General features: G+C 67.7%; 16 protein-coding genes and 1 tRNA gene. 14 read left to right on the top strand and 3 right to left on the bottom strand.

What is annotated here, in order from left to right; genetic code table 11:
- Positions 1-414: 414 nt before the first annotated feature.
- The 5 genes from ACFQ4G_RS06375 (at position 415) to ACFQ4G_RS06395 (ending at position 7,237) form a co-directional block, all read left to right on the top strand.
- Positions 415-957 (top strand): TadE/TadG family type IV pilus assembly protein, encoded by a 543-nt coding sequence (locus ACFQ4G_RS06375; RefSeq protein WP_379039910.1) that lies wholly within the window; start codon positions 415-417, stop codon positions 955-957.
- On the top strand, positions 951-1,613 hold the full coding sequence (locus ACFQ4G_RS06380; RefSeq protein WP_379039912.1) for a TadE/TadG family type IV pilus assembly protein: 663 nt from the start codon (positions 951-953) through the stop codon (positions 1,611-1,613). Before ACFQ4G_RS06375 ends, ACFQ4G_RS06380 begins: the two co-directional genes overlap by 7 nt.
- A 103-nt stretch (positions 1,614-1,716) precedes the next feature.
- The gene (locus ACFQ4G_RS06385) at positions 1,717-2,763 is read left to right on the top strand and encodes an HD-GYP domain-containing protein (RefSeq protein WP_238208424.1); all 1,047 of its coding nucleotides are present in this window, start codon (positions 1,717-1,719) and stop codon (positions 2,761-2,763) included.
- Between the two features lie 188 nt (positions 2,764-2,951).
- Complete coding sequence (locus tag ACFQ4G_RS06390; protein ID WP_238208423.1) at positions 2,952-4,328, top strand: TadE/TadG family type IV pilus assembly protein; 1,377 nt, start codon at positions 2,952-2,954, stop codon at positions 4,326-4,328.
- A gap of 149 nt (positions 4,329-4,477) precedes the next feature.
- Entirely contained in the window at positions 4,478-7,237 is a 2,760-nt protein-coding gene (locus ACFQ4G_RS06395; protein ID WP_238208422.1) for an ATP-binding protein, read from the top strand.
- Between the two features lie 333 nt (positions 7,238-7,570).
- On the opposite strand, the gene ACFQ4G_RS06400 is transcribed toward ACFQ4G_RS06395, so the two are convergent.
- The 3 genes from ACFQ4G_RS06400 to ACFQ4G_RS06410 form a co-directional block, all read right to left on the bottom strand.
- A tRNA-Ser gene (locus ACFQ4G_RS06400) sits at positions 7,571-7,660 on the bottom strand.
- Between the two features lie 570 nt (positions 7,661-8,230).
- Positions 8,231-10,405, bottom strand: coding sequence for a glucans biosynthesis glucosyltransferase MdoH (gene mdoH / locus ACFQ4G_RS06405; protein ID WP_379039915.1), 2,175 nt, complete (start codon positions 10,403-10,405; stop codon positions 8,231-8,233).
- Entirely contained in the window at positions 10,393-11,949 is a 1,557-nt protein-coding gene (locus tag ACFQ4G_RS06410) for a glucan biosynthesis protein (protein WP_379039917.1), read from the bottom strand. The genes mdoH and ACFQ4G_RS06410 overlap by 13 nt, the downstream gene beginning before the upstream one ends.
- Positions 11,950-12,274: 325 nt before the next feature.
- Here ACFQ4G_RS06410 and ACFQ4G_RS06415 point away from each other — a divergent pair, with 325 nt between their 5' ends.
- The 9 genes from ACFQ4G_RS06415 to ACFQ4G_RS06455 all read left to right on the top strand — a co-directional run bounded on the left by ACFQ4G_RS06415 (position 12,275) and on the right by ACFQ4G_RS06455 (position 21,542).
- On the top strand, positions 12,275-12,514 hold the full coding sequence (locus ACFQ4G_RS06415; RefSeq protein WP_238208420.1) for a hypothetical protein: 240 nt from the start codon (positions 12,275-12,277) through the stop codon (positions 12,512-12,514).
- 122 nt (positions 12,515-12,636) lie between these two features.
- Positions 12,637-14,043 (top strand): bifunctional UDP-N-acetylglucosamine diphosphorylase/glucosamine-1-phosphate N-acetyltransferase GlmU, encoded by a 1,407-nt coding sequence (gene glmU, locus ACFQ4G_RS06420; RefSeq protein ID WP_238208418.1) that lies wholly within the window; start codon positions 12,637-12,639, stop codon positions 14,041-14,043.
- 231 nt (positions 14,044-14,274) lie between these two features.
- On the top strand, positions 14,275-16,101 hold the full coding sequence (glmS, locus tag ACFQ4G_RS06425; RefSeq protein ID WP_238208416.1) for a glutamine--fructose-6-phosphate transaminase (isomerizing): 1,827 nt from the start codon (positions 14,275-14,277) through the stop codon (positions 16,099-16,101).
- Positions 16,102-16,188: 87 nt separating this feature from the next.
- Positions 16,189-16,653 (top strand): urease accessory protein UreE, encoded by a 465-nt coding sequence (ureE, locus tag ACFQ4G_RS06430; RefSeq protein ID WP_238208413.1) that lies wholly within the window; start codon positions 16,189-16,191, stop codon positions 16,651-16,653.
- Complete coding sequence (locus tag ACFQ4G_RS06435) at positions 16,653-17,360, top strand: urease accessory protein UreF (protein ID WP_238208411.1); 708 nt, start codon at positions 16,653-16,655, stop codon at positions 17,358-17,360. The genes ureE and ACFQ4G_RS06435 overlap by 1 nt, the downstream gene beginning before the upstream one ends.
- Positions 17,361-17,550: 190 nt before the next feature.
- Complete coding sequence (locus ACFQ4G_RS06440) at positions 17,551-18,246, top strand: urease subunit beta (RefSeq protein ID WP_238208409.1); 696 nt, start codon at positions 17,551-17,553, stop codon at positions 18,244-18,246.
- 24 nt (positions 18,247-18,270) lie between these two features.
- Complete coding sequence (gene ureC / locus ACFQ4G_RS06445; protein WP_238208407.1) at positions 18,271-19,983, top strand: urease subunit alpha; 1,713 nt, start codon at positions 18,271-18,273, stop codon at positions 19,981-19,983.
- Positions 19,984-20,012: 29 nt separating this feature from the next.
- Positions 20,013-20,648, top strand: a complete 636-nt coding sequence (gene ureG, locus ACFQ4G_RS06450; protein ID WP_238208405.1) for an urease accessory protein UreG — start codon at positions 20,013-20,015, stop codon at positions 20,646-20,648.
- Positions 20,649-20,651: 3 nt separating this feature from the next.
- Positions 20,652-21,542 (top strand): urease accessory protein UreD, encoded by an 891-nt coding sequence (locus tag ACFQ4G_RS06455; protein WP_238208403.1) that lies wholly within the window; start codon positions 20,652-20,654, stop codon positions 21,540-21,542.
- Positions 21,543-21,695: the final 153 nt, after the last annotated feature.

A 21,695-nucleotide genomic window follows, 5' to 3' on the forward strand; every position in this document is an offset into this window, starting at 1 on the left:
CCCGCGGGAGCGGTCGAGACACTCATGCGGGCTTGGAAGGCTCGTGGATCATTCGCTGATAAGCCGTGCACTTGTCCGGCCACCGCCCAGAAGCGGTTTTCTCGAATTCAGTCCATCGATGCAACAAGAGAGTCTGAGGATCAATCATAGGCTCGCAAAGACATACTTCCATAGTTTTTCAATGGATAATCCCGATAGCGGATCGAGGATGTAGCAGACATCGACCCAACACCCTTAGGTTGCACAGTTCTTATAGGAAGCCTCATTAACCCGGTCTTGATAGAATGCTTTCGATAATAATCGTTTGTTCACCATCGGATGCACTAGCCCGATAGGAGAGCAAATCTCTTTAAGAAGTCTTCAAGCGTGTGGTGCATGGGACGCTGTTGGCGGTGTGTATCGGCCCGGGTAAAAATGCGGCCTGTCGGCCCTCGCTTCTGCCGGGATACGCATGGGGCCACAGCGGTCGAGTTCGCCTTCGTGGCATTCCCGCTCTTCACTCTTCTCATGCTCGTGCTCGAAGTCGGATTGACTTACTGGATCGGTGCCACGCTCGACCGGGGCGTGCAGGGAGCGACGCGAGTCTTCTATGCCGAAGGCGACCCGAGCCAATCCGGTTCGATCTCGGATGCCGTTCGCAAGATCATCTGCGACGGATCGGCGGGGCTCATCAATTGCGACAAGTTGAAGATCGACCTCGTCTACTATGCCGGCCTGAGCGACGTCGTGATCCGTAGTCCGGTCGACCCTTCTCAGCAGGATTGGCGGTCCGGTTTCGGTGATTCGCATGGATGCACCTCGACCAGTCAGTTCGTCGTCATCCAGGCGGCGGTCGCCCAACGCAACTTCCACTCCTTCACCAGCGGCTCCACGGAGTTCAAGGACGGCAGTCGATTGATACAGGCGGCGAAGGTCTTGCGGATCGAGCCGAAATCGGCAGGCCTTCAAGGATGCTGAGGCGGACCCGCCATAGCTTTGCCGGCCTGGTGACCCGGTGTCGTGGCAGTCTGCGCCGGGCTCGGTTCCGCCGGGCAGAGGGGGGAGTCGCCCTCGTCGAGTTTGCCCTGATCCTTCCGTTCCTTCTGGCCATCTATGTGGGCACGCTCGAGATCGCCAATGTCACGGCCGCCCTGCGTAAGGTCGATCTCCTGTCGAGCACGGTCGGAGAGTTGATCGCCTCGGTCTCGGCGCCGACGCGGACGCAAGTGGATGAAGTGTTCGCCGCCTCGAGAATCGTGCTGCTGCCCTATGACGGTACGGCCGCGGAAATGATCGTCAGCGCCGTCGGCGTCCTTGGCGACACGGCAGACGGGGCGTTGAAGGTCTGTTCCAGCGCTGCGGCGGCCGGATCGATTCCGAGGGGAGTCGGCGAAGGCTCTCCCCTGCCTGTTCCTTCCGGACTGGTGGCGACTGGACTGCGGATGCTCCTCGTCGAGATCAAGATGAAGTACAAGCCGCTGTTCGGCGAGACCCTCGCCTCAGTCTTCGGCCAACGCATGGATGGAATCGTATTGTCCCGTCAGATGCTCTGGCCGGTTCGAGCCGGGCGTCGCTTCGCCAGTCAGTATCCCGAGATCATTCTGCCGAACGGCATGCCGTGCCCTGTGCAATAGGCGCATACACTCGGCATCCTCCTGTCAGTATAAACGCGTCGTCAACGCTTTGGACGAAGGGTGGAACACCAGGGCCGGGAACCCGCCAGGATTGCCACAAGCCATGTTCGCACTGATCCTCGATGATGCCGTCCTGAACAACATGCTGATGGCCGAGGCGATCCGTGGCTTGCCCGATTGCGAGCCGCGGGCCTTCGTCGAGCCTCGGGACGCTCTGGCCTTCGTCCAGGATCATGCGGCCGACATCTCCATCGCGATCTCCGATTACGACATGCCGGGCATGAACGGCATCGCATTCATCCGCGCGGCCCGGTGTGTCCCGGGGTTCGAGCACGTGCCCATCGTCATGGTCACGAGCATGGACCAGCGACCTCTTCGGCGCGAGGCACTGGAATCGGGTGCGACCGACTTCCTGGCAAAGCCCTTCGAGGCATTCGAGGTCCGCGCACGGGTCTCGAATCTCGTGGCCCTGAATCGGGCGCGGCTCGAGCAGAGCGATCGTGCCGCCTGGCTCGCCCGCGAGGTCAGCGCGGCGACGGCGACGATCCAGGCCCGCGAGCGCGAGATCGTCACGCTGCTGATGAAGGCCGCCGAGCACCGCGATACGGAGACCGGCAATCACGTGGCCCGGGTCGCCGGGTACGTCGCCCTGATCGCCGAGGGCCTCGGCCTCTCCAGCGCCGACGTGAGCCAGTTGAGCCTCGCCTCGACCATGCACGATGTCGGCAAGATCAGCGTTCCCGACGCGATCCTCCTGAAGCCCGGTCCATTGACGTTCGACGAGCGCGCCGAGATGGAACTGCATGCGGAGCGCGGCCGGCGCATCCTCGAGGGAAGCTCGTCCCTCATGGTCCAGTTGGCGGCAGAGATCGCGGCGACGCATCACGAGCGCTGGGACGGGAAGGGATATCCGCTCGGCCTGAGCGGGGAGGACATCCCGCTTTGCGGCCGGATCGTCGCCGTGGCGGATGTCTTCGATGCCCTCATCTCCGAGCGGCCATACAAGAAGGCCTGGACGCAGGCCGAGGCCCTGAGCCACCTCCAGGCTCAGGCCGGGCATCATTTCGACCCGCGCTGCGTCACGGTATTCTGCCGGGCGATGAACAAAACGAAAGCGGATGGAGATCCGGCCGCACGAAGCGCTGCCTGAGACCTCTTTCGTACCGGCCGACGACGGGAGCCTATCTGAACCGCGCTTCGGATTCAGGGTTCGCAAACCCTGCAGCATCAAAAGCGGCCTGTCGCAGCCGACGCGACGGCAAAGCTCCGGGATTCTAGAATTGCTCTAACGAATTGAGAAGGTCCCCGGGCCATCGTTTTCCGCATGGAGGCCTGGAAATGATCCGTCCGTTGCGTGCGTTTGGGAGCCGGTCCGAAGGCGGCGTCCTGATCGTGTTCGGACTGATGCTGCCGATTCTCCTCGGCCTGAGCGCCGCAGCCCTCGAATATGGTTCGCTGGTCAAGCGGCGTGGGGAATTGCAACGCGCCGCCGACAGCGGCAGCATCGCCGGCGTCAATCAGTTCAAGCTCGCCAATGCCGATGACGCCGCCGCGATCCTGGCGGCCGTTTCCATGGCGCGCGCCCAGGCTCAGGCCGAGGCACCTGCAGGCCGGGCGACGGAGGCGGCGGCCACGGTGCTGAACAATCACTCCGCGGTCCAGGTGACACTGACCGAGACGGTGCCGCTCAGCCTCGGCAAGCTGCTGCAGATCTCGGAAGTCACCGTGTCCGTGACGTCCACCGCCAAGCTCTCCGGCACGACACGGCTCTGCCTCCTCGCCCTCGATCCGACGAATGTCGGCGCGTTCCACCTCGAAGCGTCGGCCCGCATCACCGCCACCGACTGCTCGCTCTACTCGAATTCGAAGAGTGCGTCCGGCATCCAGGGGGGGAACGCCTCCATGGCCAGCGCCCTGTCCATCTGTTCGGCCGGCGGTTTCTCGGGGAGCAAGGCGAACTTCACGCCGCCGCCCGCCACGGACTGCCCGGCCCTGATCGATCCCCTGGCCGACCGTGCCGTCCCGAGCCCCGGCCCTTGCGTCAGCGTCCCGCTCTACATGAATCCCAAGCTGCTCGTCGATGGCATCGACAGCCCCCTCTACGGCTCGAACGTCGTGAGCGCGCCGTCGGTCACCCTCGATCCCGGAACGTATTGCGGCGGCCTGCACATCACGAAGGGAGCCCAGGTAAAACTCCGCCCGGGCATCTACATCATCAAGGACGGCCCGCTCGTCGTCGACAAGAACGCGTCCCTGACCGGAGCCAATACCGGGTTCTTCTTCACGGGAATCCGGGGTGGCCTGCTGTTCGACCAGGGCAGCGTCATCTCTCTGACCGCGCCGAAGGACGGGCTGCTGGCCGGACTGCTCTTCTTCGAGGACCGCAGCCTGCTGTCGGTGCTTCCCCTGCCGCCGCCGCTCAGTCTGAAGGGCCGCGCTCCGTTCCTGGCTGGTGCCATCGGATTGCGCGAGTATCGGATCATCAGCGACGAAGCTCGCACGTTGCTCGGCACGATCTACCTGCCGCGCGGCCGGCTCATCATCGATTCCAAGAAGCCGATCGCGGACCAGTCCGCCTACACCGTCATCATCGCCCGTTTCATTACCCTCTATGACGGTCCCAATCTCATCCTCAACGCGCGCTACGGGTCGACCGACATTCCCGTCCCCAAAGGTGTCGGCCCGAGTTCCGCCGACACGGTGCTTTCGCATTGACTGCATGAAAGCGGCATGCGGAGCCAGGGAGACCGGCGCCGCAGGGATCGGCACCGCGCGCGGCCTTCGAGGCCGGGATGGTTAAGCGGGCACTCACGAAAGGCTGCTAGGCTCGTCTCCGACCCGCGATGCAAGCACAGGATTCCAGCGTGACGACCCGCCGATACCGTCTCGCGCAGTCCCTGGCCGGGCGCATGGCGCTCGCCGTGGCCGGGTCGGTCGCCCTCGCGCTGATCGTCGGAACGCTGGTCGGCCTCTGGCACGAAGTCGACCGCTACGGCCTCGCCAAGCACGAAGCGCTGACCTCCGCTGCCGACGTCTTCGCCTCGGCCGGCGCGAGCGCCACTCATGCGAACGATTCGGCGGCCGCCACCCAAACGCTGCGCGCCATCGCGAAGCGGCCCGAATTCATCTATGCCGGCATCGAGCGGCCCGATGGTTCGACCCTCGCCGACCAGGGTCTCGCGATCCGCCTCGCAAGCGATCTCGATCTCGACCGCGGCTTCTCGATCGTAGACCTGCTGACGAGCCGTACCGTGCAGGTGCGTGTTCCGGTCCTCCATCATGGAACCGACATCGGCACGGTGGTCCTCGTCGCCGACACGACCGATCTCGCCCCGCGCCTGATGGCGATCGTCGAGACATCGGCCCTCGGCTCCGCCCTCGCCCTCGCCTTGGGCCTGCTCGTCTCCTACGGGCTGCAGCGCTCGATCACCCGCCCCATCGCCGCACTCGCCGCGACCATGGATCTGGTCCGCCGAAACGGCGATTACGGGCATTCCGCCGTCATCGTGCGCGACGACGAGGTCGGCCTCCTCGCCGGGACATTCAACAGCCTGCTCGCCACCGTGCGCGAGCGCGACGAGCGGCTCGCCAAGCATCGCGACAGCCTGGAAAGGGATGTCGCTGATCGCACGGCCGACCTGCTCGACGCCAAGGATGCCGCCGAGGCCGCGAACACCGCGAAATCCTCGTTCCTCGCCACCATGAGCCACGAGATTCGGACGCCGCTCAACGGCATGCTGGTCATGGCCGAACTCCTTGCCGGCGCAGACCTGCCCCAGCGCCAGAAACGCTATGCCGAAGTGATCGCCCGCTCGGGCCAGAGCCTGCTCGCGATCATCAACGACATCCTCGACTTCGCGAAGGTGGAGGCGGGCAAGATCGAACTCGAACGGATCGCCCTCGAGCCGGGCGAGGTGGTGGATACCGTCGTCTCGCTGTTCGCCGAGAAGGCCCGCGAGAAGAACCTCGATCTGGCGGCCTACGTCGCGCCCGACGTGCCAGGGCGCATCACCGGCGATCAGGTGCGTCTCGGCCAGATCCTCAGCAACTTCGTCAACAACGCCCTCAAGTTCACGGAAACCGGCTCGGTCCTGGTCCGGATCGAGGCGAGGGATGGGGCTCTGCGCCTGATGGTGCGCGATACGGGCATCGGCATCCCGGCCGACAAGCTGCCGACGATCTTTTCCGCCTTCTCGCAGGCCGATGCATCCACCACGCGCCGCTTCGGCGGCACGGGGCTCGGCCTCTCGATCGCGCAGCGCCTGGTCGAGGCCATGGGCGGCACCATCGGCGTCGAGAGCGAGGCGGGCATCGGCTCGACGTTCTGGGCCGAGATCCCGCTCGACCCCGCGGATATCGAAGCCGCGCCGCGGATCGTCCGTCTCGGCCACGTGCCGCCCGCCATCCTCGTGTCGACCCATGGGGCCGCCACATCCGCCAGCCTGCGGGAAAGGCTCGCGGAGGCCGGCTTCCTGGTCGCTGCGCCCGAGGACGCCGCCACGGCGCATTGGATCGCCGATGCCGCGCTCATCGCCGCTCGCGGGCCCCGTGCCAATCCATCCCTGCATGTCATCGCCATCGCTCGCATGGGCGACCCGGCTGCGGCGGGGATCATCGAAGCCGGCCTCGCGGACGACGTGCTGCGCTGGCCCGTGGTGCAGGAGGAGTTGAACGCGGCCCTTGCCGCCCTTTCCCTCGGCGTAGCGGGAGCGGGCGAGAATCGCCGCAGAGCCGCGGCGCCGAGCAGCTTGTCGCAATTCCCTTCCGCACGCGTGCTCGTGGCAGACGACAGCGCCGTGAACCGGGAGGTCGCCATCGAGGCGCTTTCCCGCTTCGGCATCACGTTCATCGACACGGTGGAGGATGGGCTTGCGGCCGTCGAGGCCTGCGCGGCCAAGGCGTTCGATCTCGTCCTGATGGACGGCAGCATGCCCGTCCTCGATGGTTACGCCGCAGCGGCCCGGATCCGGGCTCATGAGCAGGACGGCCCGCTCAAACGCGTACCGATCATCGCCGCCACGGCCCACGTGATCGGAACCTCCGCCACGGCCTGGAAGGAAGCGGGCATGGACGGCACTTTGACCAAGCCCTTCACGCTCTCGGCACTCGGCGAGGTCCTGTCGAAGACATTGGCGGACGACACGCGGACGGTGGTTGCGGAGCTCCATGTCGGCGCCATGGCTGCGCCCATTCAGGCATCGGAAGACCTGATGGACGAGGCGGTGCTGACGGGTCTCGAGGAAATGTCGATGAGCGCGGGTGGTGGATTCGCCCAACGCATCCTGCAGATCTATGCCGAACATGCTCCTGCCGCGCTCTTGGAACTACGCCGTGCCATCGAAGCGGGCTCGAGAACCGATGTGGCGCGGACCGCGCACGGCCTCAAGTCCATGAGCCTCAACATCGGAAGCCGCGCTCTCGCTCAACGTCTATCGGCGATCGAAGCCGCAGCCCGCACGGACAAGGCTATGCCGACACGATCCGAGATCGATGTGATCGATGATCTGTTGACCGAAACCTTGGCGGCGCTGCACTCCAGGCTTGGTGAAATACCCATGCCAAATTCACGGGAGGGCGCCCCGGCAATACCGAAATCTCGTTCCTCCGCTATGCCGACACGTTGATCTGACGCTGATCTCTTTGATAAGAGAAGCCTTAAATATCAAATCTACAGCAATATTTAATTTGATTTTCATTCAGTCACGATGAAATATTGCCACCTATACTTCATATGTCGATCGATCTTTGCGCTGTAATTATTCCTCATCTCGCATGAGGATGTGGACTCGCGGGTTCCGCGGGGCCGATAACGCGAGCTGCCGCGCAACCCTCACTCGCGGATGCTGCTCCGGCCCGATCCGCCACAGCAAAACCCGAACAGAAACTAGCAGATCCGCGTGAGCGTTTCGCCAATGGCAGCCTTCAAGTCCTGCAAACAAAGGCACATGGAAGGAATATGGCGGAAGGGGTGGGATTCGAACCCACGGTGGAATTGCTCCCACGGCGGTTTTCAAGACCGCTGCCTTAAACCACTCGGCCACCCTTCCGGATCGTTCGACGGCTCTCTTGCCCGGGCTTTCGCGCGTCGCCCTTGGCCTGATCGTCCGGCTGACCTGTCTATGGCTGCGCCTATGGCAGCGTCAACCTGAGCCGTTCGGTCCTTCGGCTCGGATCGGGCTGAACTCCTGTCATCGGCCCATCCTTGAGCTTTTTGACACGCGGAGCGTTCGCGTGCGTCTTCAGCCACTTGGCTGCTCCCGCAGCATCCGGATCTCGCCGGTGTTCATCGGCACCCTGTGGGGTGTTCGACCCTCTCCATCTCCGCACAGGATCGGGACAGGAGTGCTGCGGCCTCGGAGACGCGGGTGGTCTTCTCGTGTCCCAGAAACACTCTGCTCACGGTCGGGTTCGTGACCTCGGATTCGGGGCAGTCGGCGATCGTCAGACCGTCTCGGGCCCGGCACGCAGCCTTCCGGCGCAGCCGAGCGGCTCCGGTTTACGCTACCGGCGACGAGACGCACGAACTGCGCGGCAAGGGCCAGGAGGTGACGTGGACCGATGAATCGAAGCATCCCGTCGTGTGCACGGAGCAGAAGGCGACGGATTGATCGATTGGGTCACGCCGGTTCCAGGCGGGAGAGCCGGTCGAGAAGGGCGCGGTCGTGGAGGAGGGCCATGCGCTCCTTCGGGCTGAGCCAGGCGGCGGCCTCCTCGATCGTCTCGGCTTCCACCACCTTGGCCTGGGCCAGCGCACGGTCGGTATCGATGGTGCCGCGAGGGCGCGGCGGCATCTCGGGCAGCATCAGCGCATGGGCCTCGGCGAAACCCGCATCGGCGTGGAGGGAGCGGATCGCATCGGCCTCGTCGAGGCCGCCCTCGGCGTTGCGGGAGGCCAGCGCACCGGCGCTCACCGCGATGGAAGGCGGGTCGCGCTCCTCCGGCGTCATCAGCAGGCCGAGGCGCTTCAGGGCGAGGCCGAAGCCGAGCTGCCCGCTCGCCCAGGAGATCGGGATCGCGAGGACGAGGCCGAGGATGGTGGGCGACATCCAGAGGAACAGCGAGGTGGCGATGGCGAAGGCGGCGATGCCGGTCACCAAGCCCAGCACCATGTGCCAGCGGTGACGGCGGACGATGTCGCGGAACGGGATCGAGCCGTCGTCGCGGCGCTGCGGGTTCCAGCCGGTATCGCGCCCGACCAGGATCTCGAACACCGAGCCGGACTGGATCAGCATGGCGATGGGGGCAATGAGCGCCGAGAGGACCGTCTCGATCAGGCTCGACAGGACGAGGCGGATGGCGCCGCCCGAGGCCCGGCGCACCGGCCCGTCGATGAGGGCGAGGATCAGCCCCAGCAGCTTGGGCGCCAGCAGGATGCCCATGGTAAGTCCGAACAGCTGGAGGGCGCGCACCGGGTCGAAGCGCGGCCAGACGGGGTAGAGGCCGAATTCCGAGGTGAAGTATTCCGGCCGGACGTAGGCGGTCTGGAGCACCAGGGCGATACCGACCACGAGCTGGCCGAGCCAGAGCGGGGAGGCGACGTAGCCGGCGATCCCGGTGGCGAAATGCTGGCGCGAGGCGAGCGCGAGGCCCGCCGCCCCGATGATGCGGCTGTGCTGGAGGTTGCCCTGCGCCCAGCGCCGGTCGCGAACGGCCACATCGATGAGCGAGGGCGGGCTCTCCTCGTAGGAACCGGGCAGGGCCGGCAGCATCGTCACGCTCCATCCGGCCCGCCGGATCAGCGCCGCCTCGACGAAATCGTGGCTGAGGACGTGGCCGCCGAAGGGCGGCTTGCCCTTCAGGTCGGGCAGGCCGCAGGCTTCAGCGAAGGCCCTCGTGCGGATGATGGCGTTGTGGCCCCAGTAATTGCCGTCGCGGCCCGACCAGACCGAGAGGCCGGTGGCGATGACGGGGCCGTAGATCCGCGCCGCGAATTGCTGGACGCGGGCGAACAGGGTGTTGCGGTTGATGATGAGCGGCAGCGACTGGATGATGCCGGAATCCGGGTCCGCCTCCATGGCGGCGGCGAGATGCACCACGCAAGCGCCCGTCATCAGGCTGTCGGCGTCGAGGACCAGCATGTGGTCGTAGGCGCCGCCCCAGCGCGAGACGAAATCGCCGATATTGCCGGCCTTGCGGTGATGGTTCTTCGCCCGGTGCCGGTAATAGAGCCGCGCATCCTCGCCCCAGCGCGCGCGCAAGGCGAGGAACGCGCGTTCCTCGGCGATCCAGGCGTCGCCTTGCGTCGAGTCCGACAGGACGAAGTAGTCGAAGGCCTCGCCGAGGCCGGTGGCATCGATCTCCGCCCGCATCGCCTCGACGGCGGCGAAGGTGCGGGCTGTGGCCTCGTTGTAGACCGGCATCACGATCGCGGTGCGGGTGGAGAGCCGCTCGGGCGGGAGAGACGACTTCGGACGGCGCAGGAGCGTGAGGAATCCGAGGATCGCGCTCATGAACGAGAGCGCGATCCAGGAAAAGTTGAGGGTGAAGAGCACGAGCAGCACGTATTGCAGGGCCGTCGTCCCGCCCGAGACGGCCACGACCTCGTACATTTCCAGGGCGCCATAGGCGGTGAGCAGGGCCGCCCCGCCGAAGACGAGGGCGCGGGCGAGCCATGGCCGGGGGGCGGGTTCGGCCGGCCTGTGGCCGCCGGCCGGGTCCCAGCGCTCCAGATCCTGCACCGGCATGGGCAGCGGAGCTTCCGGCGGCATGGCCGGCCGGAACGGGGCCGCGGAGGCTGCGGGCGACGGGGTCTCGGAGACGGGGAGGGGCGCGAGCGTGTTCAGGGTGTCCACCGGTAGAGCCAGGTTTCGGTGACGGCAGCGTCGCCGCGCTTGAGCACGAGGCGCAGTTCGCAGGTCTTCTCGCCGCCCGGATCGAGCTCGAAGGAGACGCGCACCGTCTTAGCGTCGGGATAGCGATAGAGGATCGGCGGCGCCACCGTTCCGGGAGAGCTCAGCAGGGTCGGCTGCAGGTCGGCATCCGTGAACAGGCCTTCGCCGGTGAAGTCGACGAGGAACAGGCGACGGTTGCCCTCACCTTTCGCCTTGCCGCTGCGCGTCCCGGAGACGACGGCCACGGCGGACGCCTCGGGGGGCTGCCAGCACCAGTGCTGACGGTAGCCGAAGGGAAACTCGGCGCCCGCCTCCAGCTTGGCCTTCGGCCGCCAGTAAGCGAGCACGTTCTCGTTGAACTCGGAATCGCTCGGGATCTCCAGAAGCGTCACCGCCCCCGGCCCCCAGGCGCCGAACGGCTCGAGCCAGAGCGAGGGGCGCCACTCCCAATGCTGCACGTCGTCCTCGAAATCACCGTAGCTGCGCGCCCGCTGCATCAGGCCGAACCCTTTCGGGTTGTCGTCGAGGAAGGACGAGACCTGTAGCGTCTCCGGGTTGCGGGCCGGGCGCCAGATCGCCTCGCCGGTGCCGGTGCGGATCTGCAGGCCGGTGGAGGCGTAGGCGCCGGCGCGCGCATCGTCGGCACCGCGCCGGTCATAGGGACCGAAGAAGTAGCTCGTGGTCATGCCGCCGAGGCCGAGATGATCGATGGCGGCGCGGGCGAAGACCGTGCCCTCGACATCGCACAGGGAGGCGCCACCGGGCCTCAGGCTCATCCTCAGGGCGGCGGTGGCGGACGGAGAATCCACGAGGCAGTGGAGCACCAGCGGTCCGCCCGGACCGGGACGCTCGATCCAGATGGCGCGGAACTCGGGGAATTCCTCGCCGCGGGCATCGGCCGGGCGCAGGGTGAGGGCGCGGGCGGTGACGCCGAAGCCCTGACCGGTGGCGACGAGGCGGAAGAACGAGGCGCCCTGAAAGGTGGCGAAATCGGTGAGTTCGCCGCCATCGAACCGGGCGCGGATGCGCAGGCCCGAATAGCCCGGATCGTCCTTGAATTCCGGCAGGGCGAACCCTTCGGCCTCGAAGCGGGAGCGGTCGTAGGCGAGAGGGCGTACGGTGCCTTCCTCCACCAGGGCCAGGGCCACACGTCCGGTGAAGACGGAGCCGCGATGCAGCGGCTCGACGGTGAAGCCGAGGGCGTCGTTCGACCAGATCGCGCTGCCCGGCACCGTGCGGATGGCGTTGTACTGCTCGCGGTTGAGGCCCGTCAGGGCGCCGGGCAGATCGTCGGTGCGCGGGGCGGCGTAAGGCCGTCTGGCGAGAGCGCGGGCGAGGTCGGCGACGGTGCCGGCCTGGAACGGCGCGCCGGCGGCGGGAAGGGCAGGGGCCGCGTCCTCGGCCAGGGCCGTGCCGGCGGCCAGACCGGGCAGGGCGCCCATCAGCGCGACCGCGCTCGCCTGTCGCAACAGGTCGCGACGGCTGTGATCCTGTGATCCCTTCATCAGCGGATCGGGGGGGGAGGCGGGCTCCATAGCGGCGCGGCGAAGTCCCGGAATCGGCGGCGTCATTGGACCTGTGATGTCGGTGCGCGAGGGCGTGGGTGTGCGATGCAGCGTATCCCGGCTTTACCACGATGAGGCCTGAACCCAACCTTAAGCCGAGAAGGGCCGAAACCGTTCAAAACAGCGCGGATTCTTTGAGCTGCCCAACGAAGGGCCGATGACGGGCCGATGACGGGCAAGGAACCTCACGAGCGGGCCGCCCTGGCCGAACGGCGGCGCCTATGCCAGAGAATGAGACATCGTTCCTGCCAGAAGGAGGCGTCTCATGGCACTGATTCCATGCCCTGCCTGCACACGACAGGTCTCGGTCCAGGCCTTCGCCTGCCCGGGCTGCGGCCATCCGGGACAGGCGACGCCCCCCGCCGGCGGGGGTGTCGCGCGCATGCTGGGAAGCGTCGCGGGCACCTATATCTCCACAACCACGCTGGCGAGCCTGGTCCTCGGGGTCGTGATGTTCGTGTGCGTGGCCGCCGTGCTGATCACCCTGATCCTGAAGAGCCACTGAGCGGCGGCGCACTGGACGGGTGCGGGCTTGCCACCCGGGAAGCCGCGCATTAGCGCAGCCGGGCATGCCGTGAACGCAGTATGGCGTGAACCGGCCCTGGGCCCGAGAACGGCGGAGCGACGATGACGGCGGAGACCAGCACCTCGATCGAATCCGCGAAAGCGGGCGGACGCAGCCTCACCGCCATCGTGCTGGCCGCCGGCAAGGGCACGCGGATGCGCTCCGACCTGCCCAAGGTGCTCCACGCCGTGGCCGGGCGGACCATGCTCGGCCACGTGCTCGCCGCCGCAGGCGAGGCGGGGGCGAACCGCATCGCCGTGGTGGTCGAACTGGGGCAGGGGACGGTCGCCTCCGAGATCGCGCGCGCGGCGCCCGGAGCTTCGGTCCATCCGCAGGTGGAGCGCCTCGGCACGGCGCATGCGGTGCTCGCCGCCCGCGCAGCCCTGGAGGCGGGCTCCGACGACGTGGTCATCGCCTTCGGCGATACCCCCCTCATCACCGGCGCCACCCTCACCCGCCTGCGCGCTCCCCTGGCCGATGGGGCGGCGGTGGCCGTCCTCGCCTTCACGGCGGAGAACCCTACCGGCTACGGGCGGGTGCTGACGCAAAGCGGGCGGGTCCTCGCCATCCGCGAGGAGAAAGATGCGAGCGAGAGCGAGCGCGCCGTCACCCTGTGCAATGCCGGCCTGATGGCGCTCTCAGGAACCCATGCGCTGGCTCTGCTGACGCGGATCGGCAACGACAATGCGGCAGGCGAATACTATCTGCCGGATGCGGTCGCTCTCGCCGTGGCGGACGGGCTCGACGTGGCGGTGGTGCCCGTGGACGAGGCCGAGGCGCAGGGCGTCAACGACCGGGTCCAGCTCAGTGTCGCCGAGGCGACGATCCAGGCCCGCCTGCGCCGCGCGGCCCAGATCGGAGGCGCCACGCTGGTGGCGCCGGAAACGGTTTTCTTGAGTTTCGACACGGTATTGGGCCGGGATGTTCTGGTGGAACCTCATGTGGTGTTCGGGCCCGGAGTGACCGTGGGCGACCATTGCGTGATCCATGCCTTCTCGCATCTCGAAGGGGCGACCCTGGCGCAGGGCGTCAGCATCGGCCCCTATGCGAGGCTCCGGCCGGGTGCCGTCCTGGAGGCGGGCTCGCGCATCGGTAATTTCGTCGAGATGAAGAACGCGCGCCTCGGCGAGGGCGCCAAGGCCAACCACCTCACCTATCTCGGCGATGCCGAGATCGGGCCGGGCGCCAATGTCGGGGCCGGCACCATCACCTGCAATTATGACGGGGTGAACAAGCACCGCACCACGATCGGGGCCGGCGCGTTCATCGGTTCGAACACCGCCCTGGTGGCACCGGTGAGCGTCGGGGCCGGCGCCATCGTCGGCGCGGGCTCGGTCATCACCGCCTCGATCCCGGACGACGCCCTCGCCATCGCCCGCAGCCGCCAGCGCATCATCGAGGGCGTGGCCGGCGGGATGCGGGCGGCCCTGCAGGCGATCAAGGCGTCCAGATCAAAGAAAGACGACTGATTTCAGATACCTATTATCGTTTTACGATGCATGTAATGAGACGTTTCTCCACCTCTCATCCGCCACGATGACGGATAGGTGGCCGAACCCCGTCCCGATCCGATACAAGGCCGGTCGAGAGAGTTTGGGCCAGTCTTTGCGTGGTCACCGCCATCATCCCGGTTCGGGATGGCCGGAGGCCCGTATCGCTTCCGCCCCTCGACCCGGCCCCATCGTGTGAGAGAAGCGACCATGTGCGGAATCGTTGGCATCGTCGGGCATGAGGCGGTGGCGGGACAGGTGGTCGAAGCCCTGCGCCGCCTCGAATATCGCGGCTACGATTCGGCTGGGGTCGCCACGCTGGCCAATGGCCGGCTGGATCGCCGCCGCGCCGAGGGCAAGCTCTCCAACCTCGAACTCAGGCTGCGCGACGAGCCGCTGCCCGGCGCCATCGGCATCGGCCATACCCGCTGGGCCACCCATGGCCGCCCCAACGAGACCAATGCCCACCCCCATGCCACGGCGCGGCTGGCCGTCGTCCATAACGGCATCATCGAGAATTTCCGCGAGCTGAAGGCCGAGTTGCAGGCCAGCGGCGTGCGCTTCGAGAGCGAGACCGACACCGAGGTCGTGGCCCAGCTCGTCAGCGCCGAGATGGACAAGGGCCTGGGCCCGGTGGAGGCCGTAGCCGCCGCCCTGCCGCGCCTGCGCGGTGCCTTCGCCCTGGCCTTCATCTTCGCCGGCCACGACGATCTCCTCATCGGCGCCCGCCACGGTGCGCCCCTGGCCATCGGCTTCGGCGAGGGCGAGACCTATCTGGGCTCGGACGCCCTCGCCCTCGCCCCCTTCACCGAGGAGATCACCTATCTGGAGGAGGGCGACTGGGCGGTGCTGACCCGCGAGGGCGCCGCGATCCGCGACATCGACGGCAACCCGGTCTCGCGCCAGCGCCAGCGCATCGTCGCCCAGGCCTACCGGGTCGAGAAGGGCAACCACCGCCACTTCATGGCCAAGGAAATCCACGAGCAGCCCGAGGTGGTGGGCCGCACGCTGGCCCATTACGTCGATCTCGCCAATGGCCGGGTCGCCCTGCCCGAGGCGCTGCCGTTCGATTTCAAGGACCTCTCGCGGCTCTCGATCACCGCCTGCGGCACCGCCTATTATGCCGGGCTGGTGGCGAAATACTGGTTCGAATCCCTGGCGCGGCTGCCCGTGGAGATCGACGTCGCCTCCGAGGCGCGCTACCGCGAGCCGCCCCTCGACAAGGCCGGCCTCACCCTCGTCATCTCGCAATCGGGCGAGACCGCCGACACCCTGGCCTCCCTGCGCTACGCCAAGAGCCAAGGCCAGCACACGCTGGCGGTGGTCAACGTGCCGACCTCCACCATCGCCCGCGAGGCCTCGGCCGTGGTGCCGACGCTGGCCGGCCCCGAGATCGGGGTGGCCTCCACCAAGGCCTTCTCCTGCCAGCTCACGGTGCTGCTGTGCCTCGCCATCGCGGCCGGACGGGCACGGGGGACCCTCAGCGCCGAGCGCGAGCGCGAACTCGTCGACGCGCTCATCACCGTCCCGGGCCTGATGGCGGATGCGACCAAGCTGGAAGGCGAGATCGAGCTTCTGGCCCGCGAGGTCTCGAAGGCCCGCGACGTGCTCTATCTCGGCCGCGGCACGAGCTACCCGATGGCCCTGGAAGGCGCCCTGAAGCTCAAGGAAATCAGCTACATCCATGCCGAGGGCTACGCCGCGGGCGAGCTCAAGCACGGTCCCATCGCCCTCATCGACGAGAGCGTGCCGGTGATCGTGATCGCGCCCCACGACGCGATCTTCGAGAAGACGGTGTCGAACATGCAGGAGGTGGCCGCACGCGGAGGACGCATCATCCTCATCGGCGATGCCAAGGGCGCCGCGGCCGCCGGCCTCGACACCATGGCGACGGTGACGATGCCCGACCTCGACCCGGTCGTGGCGCCCATCGTCTACGCGGTGCCGATCCAGCTCATCGCCTACCACACCGCCGTGTTCATGGGGAAAGACGTGGACCAGCCGCGCAACCTCGCGAAATCCGTGACGGTGGAATAGGGCGGCCTGTTCCGGGATCGGGGATGCGTCCGTCCCGGAAAAGGCCGATGCTACGGGTTCGGGCGCATGAGGGAGACCGGGGACAGCATGCGGGTCATCGATCGAATCATCGGAAACCGGAGCGAGCCCGAGATCGCCCGGCGCCTGCACCACCTCGATCATCGCCATGCGGTCGACATCCTAACCATAGAGACCGCGGACACGGCGCGCCGGCGCCTGCGGGCGACGACCCGAGGGGGCGAGGAGATCGCCATCGCCCTGCCACGCGACGAGACCCTGTTCGACGGAGCCGTCCTCGTCCTCGATCCGGATCGTGCCATCGTCCTGCGGGTCGGGGCGGAACGCTGGCTGCGCCTGGTGCCGGCGGACAGGGCAGCGGCGGTGGAGCTCGGCTATCATGCCGGCAACCTGCATTGGCGCGTCAGGTTCGACGGGGATGCCCTCTTGGTCGCCCTCGATGGCGAACCCGATGCCTACCTCGCCCGCCTGGGCGCACTCGCCACCGACGGGCGTGTCGCCCCTTCCGTCGATGCGCCGCCCGAGACGATCTGATGCTGGAAAATCTCGTCGCGCTGCAGCAGGCGGATTCCACCTTCCCGAGCGGCAGCTTCGCCTTCTCCAACGGCATCGAGGGGCTCGCGGCCCTGGGGGAACGGATCGGAGGCGAGGGTTTTGGAGGAGAAGGGCTGTCGCGCGCGATCGAGGTGGTGCTGCGCCACCGCTGGGCGGGGAGCGACCGTGTCGCCCTGATCCTGTCGCATCGCGCCGGGAACGACATCGACCGGCTCGCCGCCATCGACGCGGCGATCGAGGCCGCCACCATCGCCGAGCCCATGCGGACGGGAAGCCGGCGCAACGGCGCCGCGCTGCTTGCCACCCATTCCCGTCTCGGTACGCCCGGCGCGGAGGATCTGCGGCAGGCGGTCCGCGACCGGCGGCTCCTCGGACACCTCCCGATCGTCCAGGGCACGCTCTGGCGCGCCCTCGGCCTCGGCGAGGGCGCGGTGGCGCAGATCGCCGGATATCAGGCGGCGGCAGGCTGCGTCACGGCCGCGATCCGTCTCGGAATCGTCGGCGCCATCGAGGCCCAGCGCATCCTCACGGCCCTGCTGCCGATTCTGGCGGAGGTCGCCGGCCGGCCCCTGCCCGAATCCGATCCCGGCGAGGAGGACGAGATCGTCCTAACGGCCTTCACGCCGTTGATCGAGATCGCCGCCGCCCGCCATGCCCGGGCGGACCTACGCCTGTTCGCCAATTGAGACCGTGCCACCCTGACCGGGTCGGGTCGGACAAGACACTGGGTCGTCTCCCGCCTTGCTCTCTCGCGACGAACCGTCACGATGCCATGCCGAACCGCGTTGGCACGATGCCAGCTTCCCGGCTTCGGGACAGGCCCTCCGCCCTTCCCATCCGAACGATCGACCGCGCACCGCTTCCAGGGACCGCCCGATGCTGCTGACCCCGACCGAGCTCGAAAGGCTGACGATCTTCACGGCGGCCGAACTCGCCCGCAAGCGCCGGACCCGCGGCCTCAGGCTGAACTACCCGGAGGCGGTGGCCATCATCACCGACGAGATCCTGGAGGGTGCGCGCGACGGGCGTAGCGTCGCCGATCTCATCGGCTGGGGCTCGACGATCCTCACCACCGCCGACGTGATGCCCGGCATCGCCACCATGCTGCCGATCCTGCAGGTGGAGGGCGTGTTCCCCGACGGAACCAAGCTCGTCACCGTGCACGAACCGATCCGTCCGGCGGAAGGGGCGCCGGCCGACACGCTGGAGCCGGGCGCGATCCTGCCGGCCGAAGGCGAGATCGAGCTGTCGGCAGGGCGCCCGCGCGCCACGATCGAGGTGGTCAATACCGGCGACCGTCCCGTCCAGATCGGGTCTCATTACCATTTCTTCGAGGTCAACCGAGCCCTCGACTTCGACCGTGAGACGGCCCTGGGCCTGCGCCTCGACATCCCGGCCGGCACCGCGATCCGGTTCGAACCGGGACAGCGCAAGACCGTGACCCTGGTGGGCTTCGGCGGCGACCGCCGGCTCACCGGCCTCAACGACCTGACCCAGGGAACGCTCGACACCGATGCCGACCGGAAGGCCGCCCTGGCGCGGGCCAGGGCCGGCGGATTCAAGGGCGCGTGAGGCTAGGCGTGTGAGGAGACGACCATGGTGACCATCCCCCGTCGCGACTATGCCGCCCTCTACGGCCCCACCACCGGGGACGGGGTGCGCCTCGCCGACACCTCCCTCGTCGCCGTCGTCGAGAAGGACCACGCCGTCTATGGCGACGAATGCCTGCATGGCGGCGGCAAGACCCTGCGCGACGGCATCGGCATGGCGCCCGGCATCACCTCGGCGGAGGGCGCCCTCGACTTCCTGCTCTGCAACGTCCTCGTCATCGACCCGGTGCTGGGCATCGTGAAGGGCGATCTCGGCATCCGCCACGGCAAGATCGTGGGGATCGGCAAGGCCGGCAACCCGGCCATCATGGACGGCGTCGACCCGCGCCTGATCGTGTCGGCCGGCACCACCGTGCGCGATTGCGAAGGCCTCATCGCCACGCCGGGCGCCATCGACGTCCACGTCCATTTCGATTCCGCGGGCCTGCCCGACCACGCCATCGCCTCGGGCATCACCACGCTGCTCGGCGGCTCCCTCGGGCCGATCACCGTTGGCATCGATTCCGGCGGCCCGTTCAACACGGGCAAGATGCTCCAGGCGGCCGAGCACTGGCCGGTGAATTTCGGCTTCCTCGGGCGCGGCAACACCCACAAGCCCGCCGCCCTCAAGGAGCAGCTCGAGACCGGGGTGCTCGGCCTGAAGATCCACGAGGATTGGGGCGCGATGCCCTCGGCCATCGATGCCTGCCTGGGCTTTGCCGACGAGCACGACTTCCAGGTCCAGCTCCACACCGACACCCTGAACGAATCCGGCTTCGTGGAGGACACGCTGGCGGCGATCGGCGGCCGCGTGATCCACATGTACCATACGGAAGGGGCGGGGGGCGGACACGCACCGGACATCATCCGGGTCGCCGGCCTGCCCCATTGCCTGCCCTCGTCGACGAACCCGACCAATCCCTACACGGTCAACACCTTCGACGAGCATCTCGACATGACGATGGTGTGCCACCACCTCAACCCGGCTCTGCCGGAGGACGTGGCCTTCGCCGAGAGCCGCATCCGCGCCCAGACCATCGCGGCCGAGGACGTGCTGCACGATATCGGGGCGATCTCGATGCTCGGCTCCGACAGCCAGGGCATGGGCCGCATCCACGAGGTCATCTGCCGGACCTGGCAGCTCGCTTCCAAGATGAAGGACCAGCGCGGGAGCCTGCCGGAGGACAGGCCGGGCTTGGGCGACAATGCCCGCATCAAGCGCTACATCGCCAAATACACGATCAACGCGGCACGGACCTTCGGTATCGCGGACCATATCGGCTCGCTGGAGACGGGCAAGATGGCCGACATCGTGCTCTGGCGGCCGGCCTTCTTCGGCATCAAGCCCGAGCTGGTGATCAAGGGCGGCTTCATCGCCTGGGGGGCGATGGGTGATTCCGCCGCTTCGCTGATGACCTGCGAACCGATGATGCTGCGTCCGCAATGGGGGGCGTTCGGCCTGGCGAAACAGGGACTCTCCGCCTGTTTCGTCCACCCGCTCGCCATCGAGCGCGGCCTGCGCGACGAGCTCGGCCTGCGCAAATCCCTCCTGCCGGCCCGCGGAACCCGCACGCTCAGCAAGGCCGACATGCTGTGGAACGACGCCTGCCCCGAGATCAGGGTCGATCCCCAGACCTTCGACGTGTTCGTGGACGGTCGCATCGCCACCTGCGAACCGGCGCAGGTCCTTCCCCTGGCCCAACGCTACATGCTGCGCTGATGACCTCCGTCACGACGACCTCTCCCGCGATGCCTCCCGCCCGGTCGCCCGCCCGTGCCAGCGCCGCCCGCATCGGCATCGGCGGTCCCGTCGGGTCCGGCAAGACCGCCCTGATCGAACGGCTGATCCCGGTCCTCACAGAGCGCGGAATCGACCTCGCGGTCGTCACCAACGACCTCGTCACCAAGGAAGATGCCGAGCGCCTGCGCCGGTCGGGCCTGATCGACCCGGCGCGGGTCTCGGCGGTCGAGGCGGGCGCCTGCCCTCACACCGTGATCCGGGAGGACCCGACGCTCAACATCGCCGCCGGCGACGAGCTGGAGGCGGCCTTCCCCGGACTGGAGCTGCTGATCTTCGAATCGGGCGGCGACAACCTCGCCTCCACCTTCTCCCTCGATCTCGTCGATTGGTGGATCTTCGTGATCGACGTCGCCGGCGGCGACGACATCCCGCGCAAGCGCGGGCCGGGCGTGCTCCGCTGCGACCTCCTCGTCGTCAACAAGACCGATCTCGCCCCCCATGTCGGCATCGACCTGCCCGCCATGCTCGCCGAGGCGAGCGCCGTGCGCGGCGGCAAGGCGATGATCGCCACCAACGCTCGCTCCGGCGACGGCATCGCGGCGGTGGCGGACGCGATCTGCCGTGCCGTCCTGTTCGCGCCCTGACGCATGGACGCCGCGACGACGCATTCCGGCCTCCCGATCGACGCCAAGCCCCTTCCCGACGAACCGGGTGCGGGAACGGCGCGCCGATCCGAGGCGCGCCTCTCCTTCGTGCGGGGCGGCGGCACCACGGTGCTGTCCCGGCAGGTGGTGCCGTATCCGTTCCACATCACGCGGCCGTTCCGCCTCTATCCGCATCGTCCCGACATCGCGACGCTTTATCTGCAATCGGCCTCGGGCGGCCTCTACCGCGACGACCGCCTCGTCCTCGACGTGCGCGCCGGCCGCGGCGCCAACGCCCATGTCACCACGCAATCGGCCACCGTCGTGCATCACACCGGAGCGTTTCCGGCGCGGCAGTCGACGCGCCTCGCCGTCGCGTCGGACGCGTTCCTCACGCTCCATCCCGACCCGATGATCCTGTTCCCGGGTGCCGCCCTCGCCCTCGACACGAGGATCGTCCTCGAAGAGGGCGCCCGGGCCATCGTCAGCGAGGGCTTCGCCCATCACGACCCGCTCGGGCAGGGCCGCCCCTTCTCCGGCGTGGAGCTGACGATGCGGATCGAGACCGCTGACGGGCGGCGACTGGTGACGGAGCGCTCGCGCCTCGACGGGGAGGGCTTCGCCGGCAGCGCCTCTCCCCTCGGGCATCATGCCGCCTACGGCGCGATGGCCATCCTCGCAGCGCCCGAAATCCTGCCAGATCTCGGCGATCTGCAGGCCCTGGCGGATGACCGGGATTGCCTCTGCGGGATCAGCCCGCTTCCCAATGGGGCGGGCCTCGGCGCCCGGTTTCTGGCGGGGGGAGGCGGCGCACTGGCCGCCGGAATGGAGGCGGTGTTCGGCGGTGCCTTCGCCGCCTTGAGCGGGACTCCGCTGGCGCGCCGCCGCAAGTGAGGCGGCTGGGCGGGCTCCCGGAAAAGGAGAGACGGCGGAGGCTGCCCAACGATCACGCAAACCTGCAAGTTATTTGATCTTGAAGAAAATAATATTATCGAAAAGAATATTTTTGGTTTGTGGGAAATGCCTGCTCCAACGCCGCAGGGCCTG

This window comes from Methylobacterium marchantiae, from assembly GCF_042679825.1.
In the GTDB taxonomy this organism is placed as follows: Bacteria; Pseudomonadota; Alphaproteobacteria; order Rhizobiales; family Beijerinckiaceae; genus Methylobacterium; species Methylobacterium marchantiae.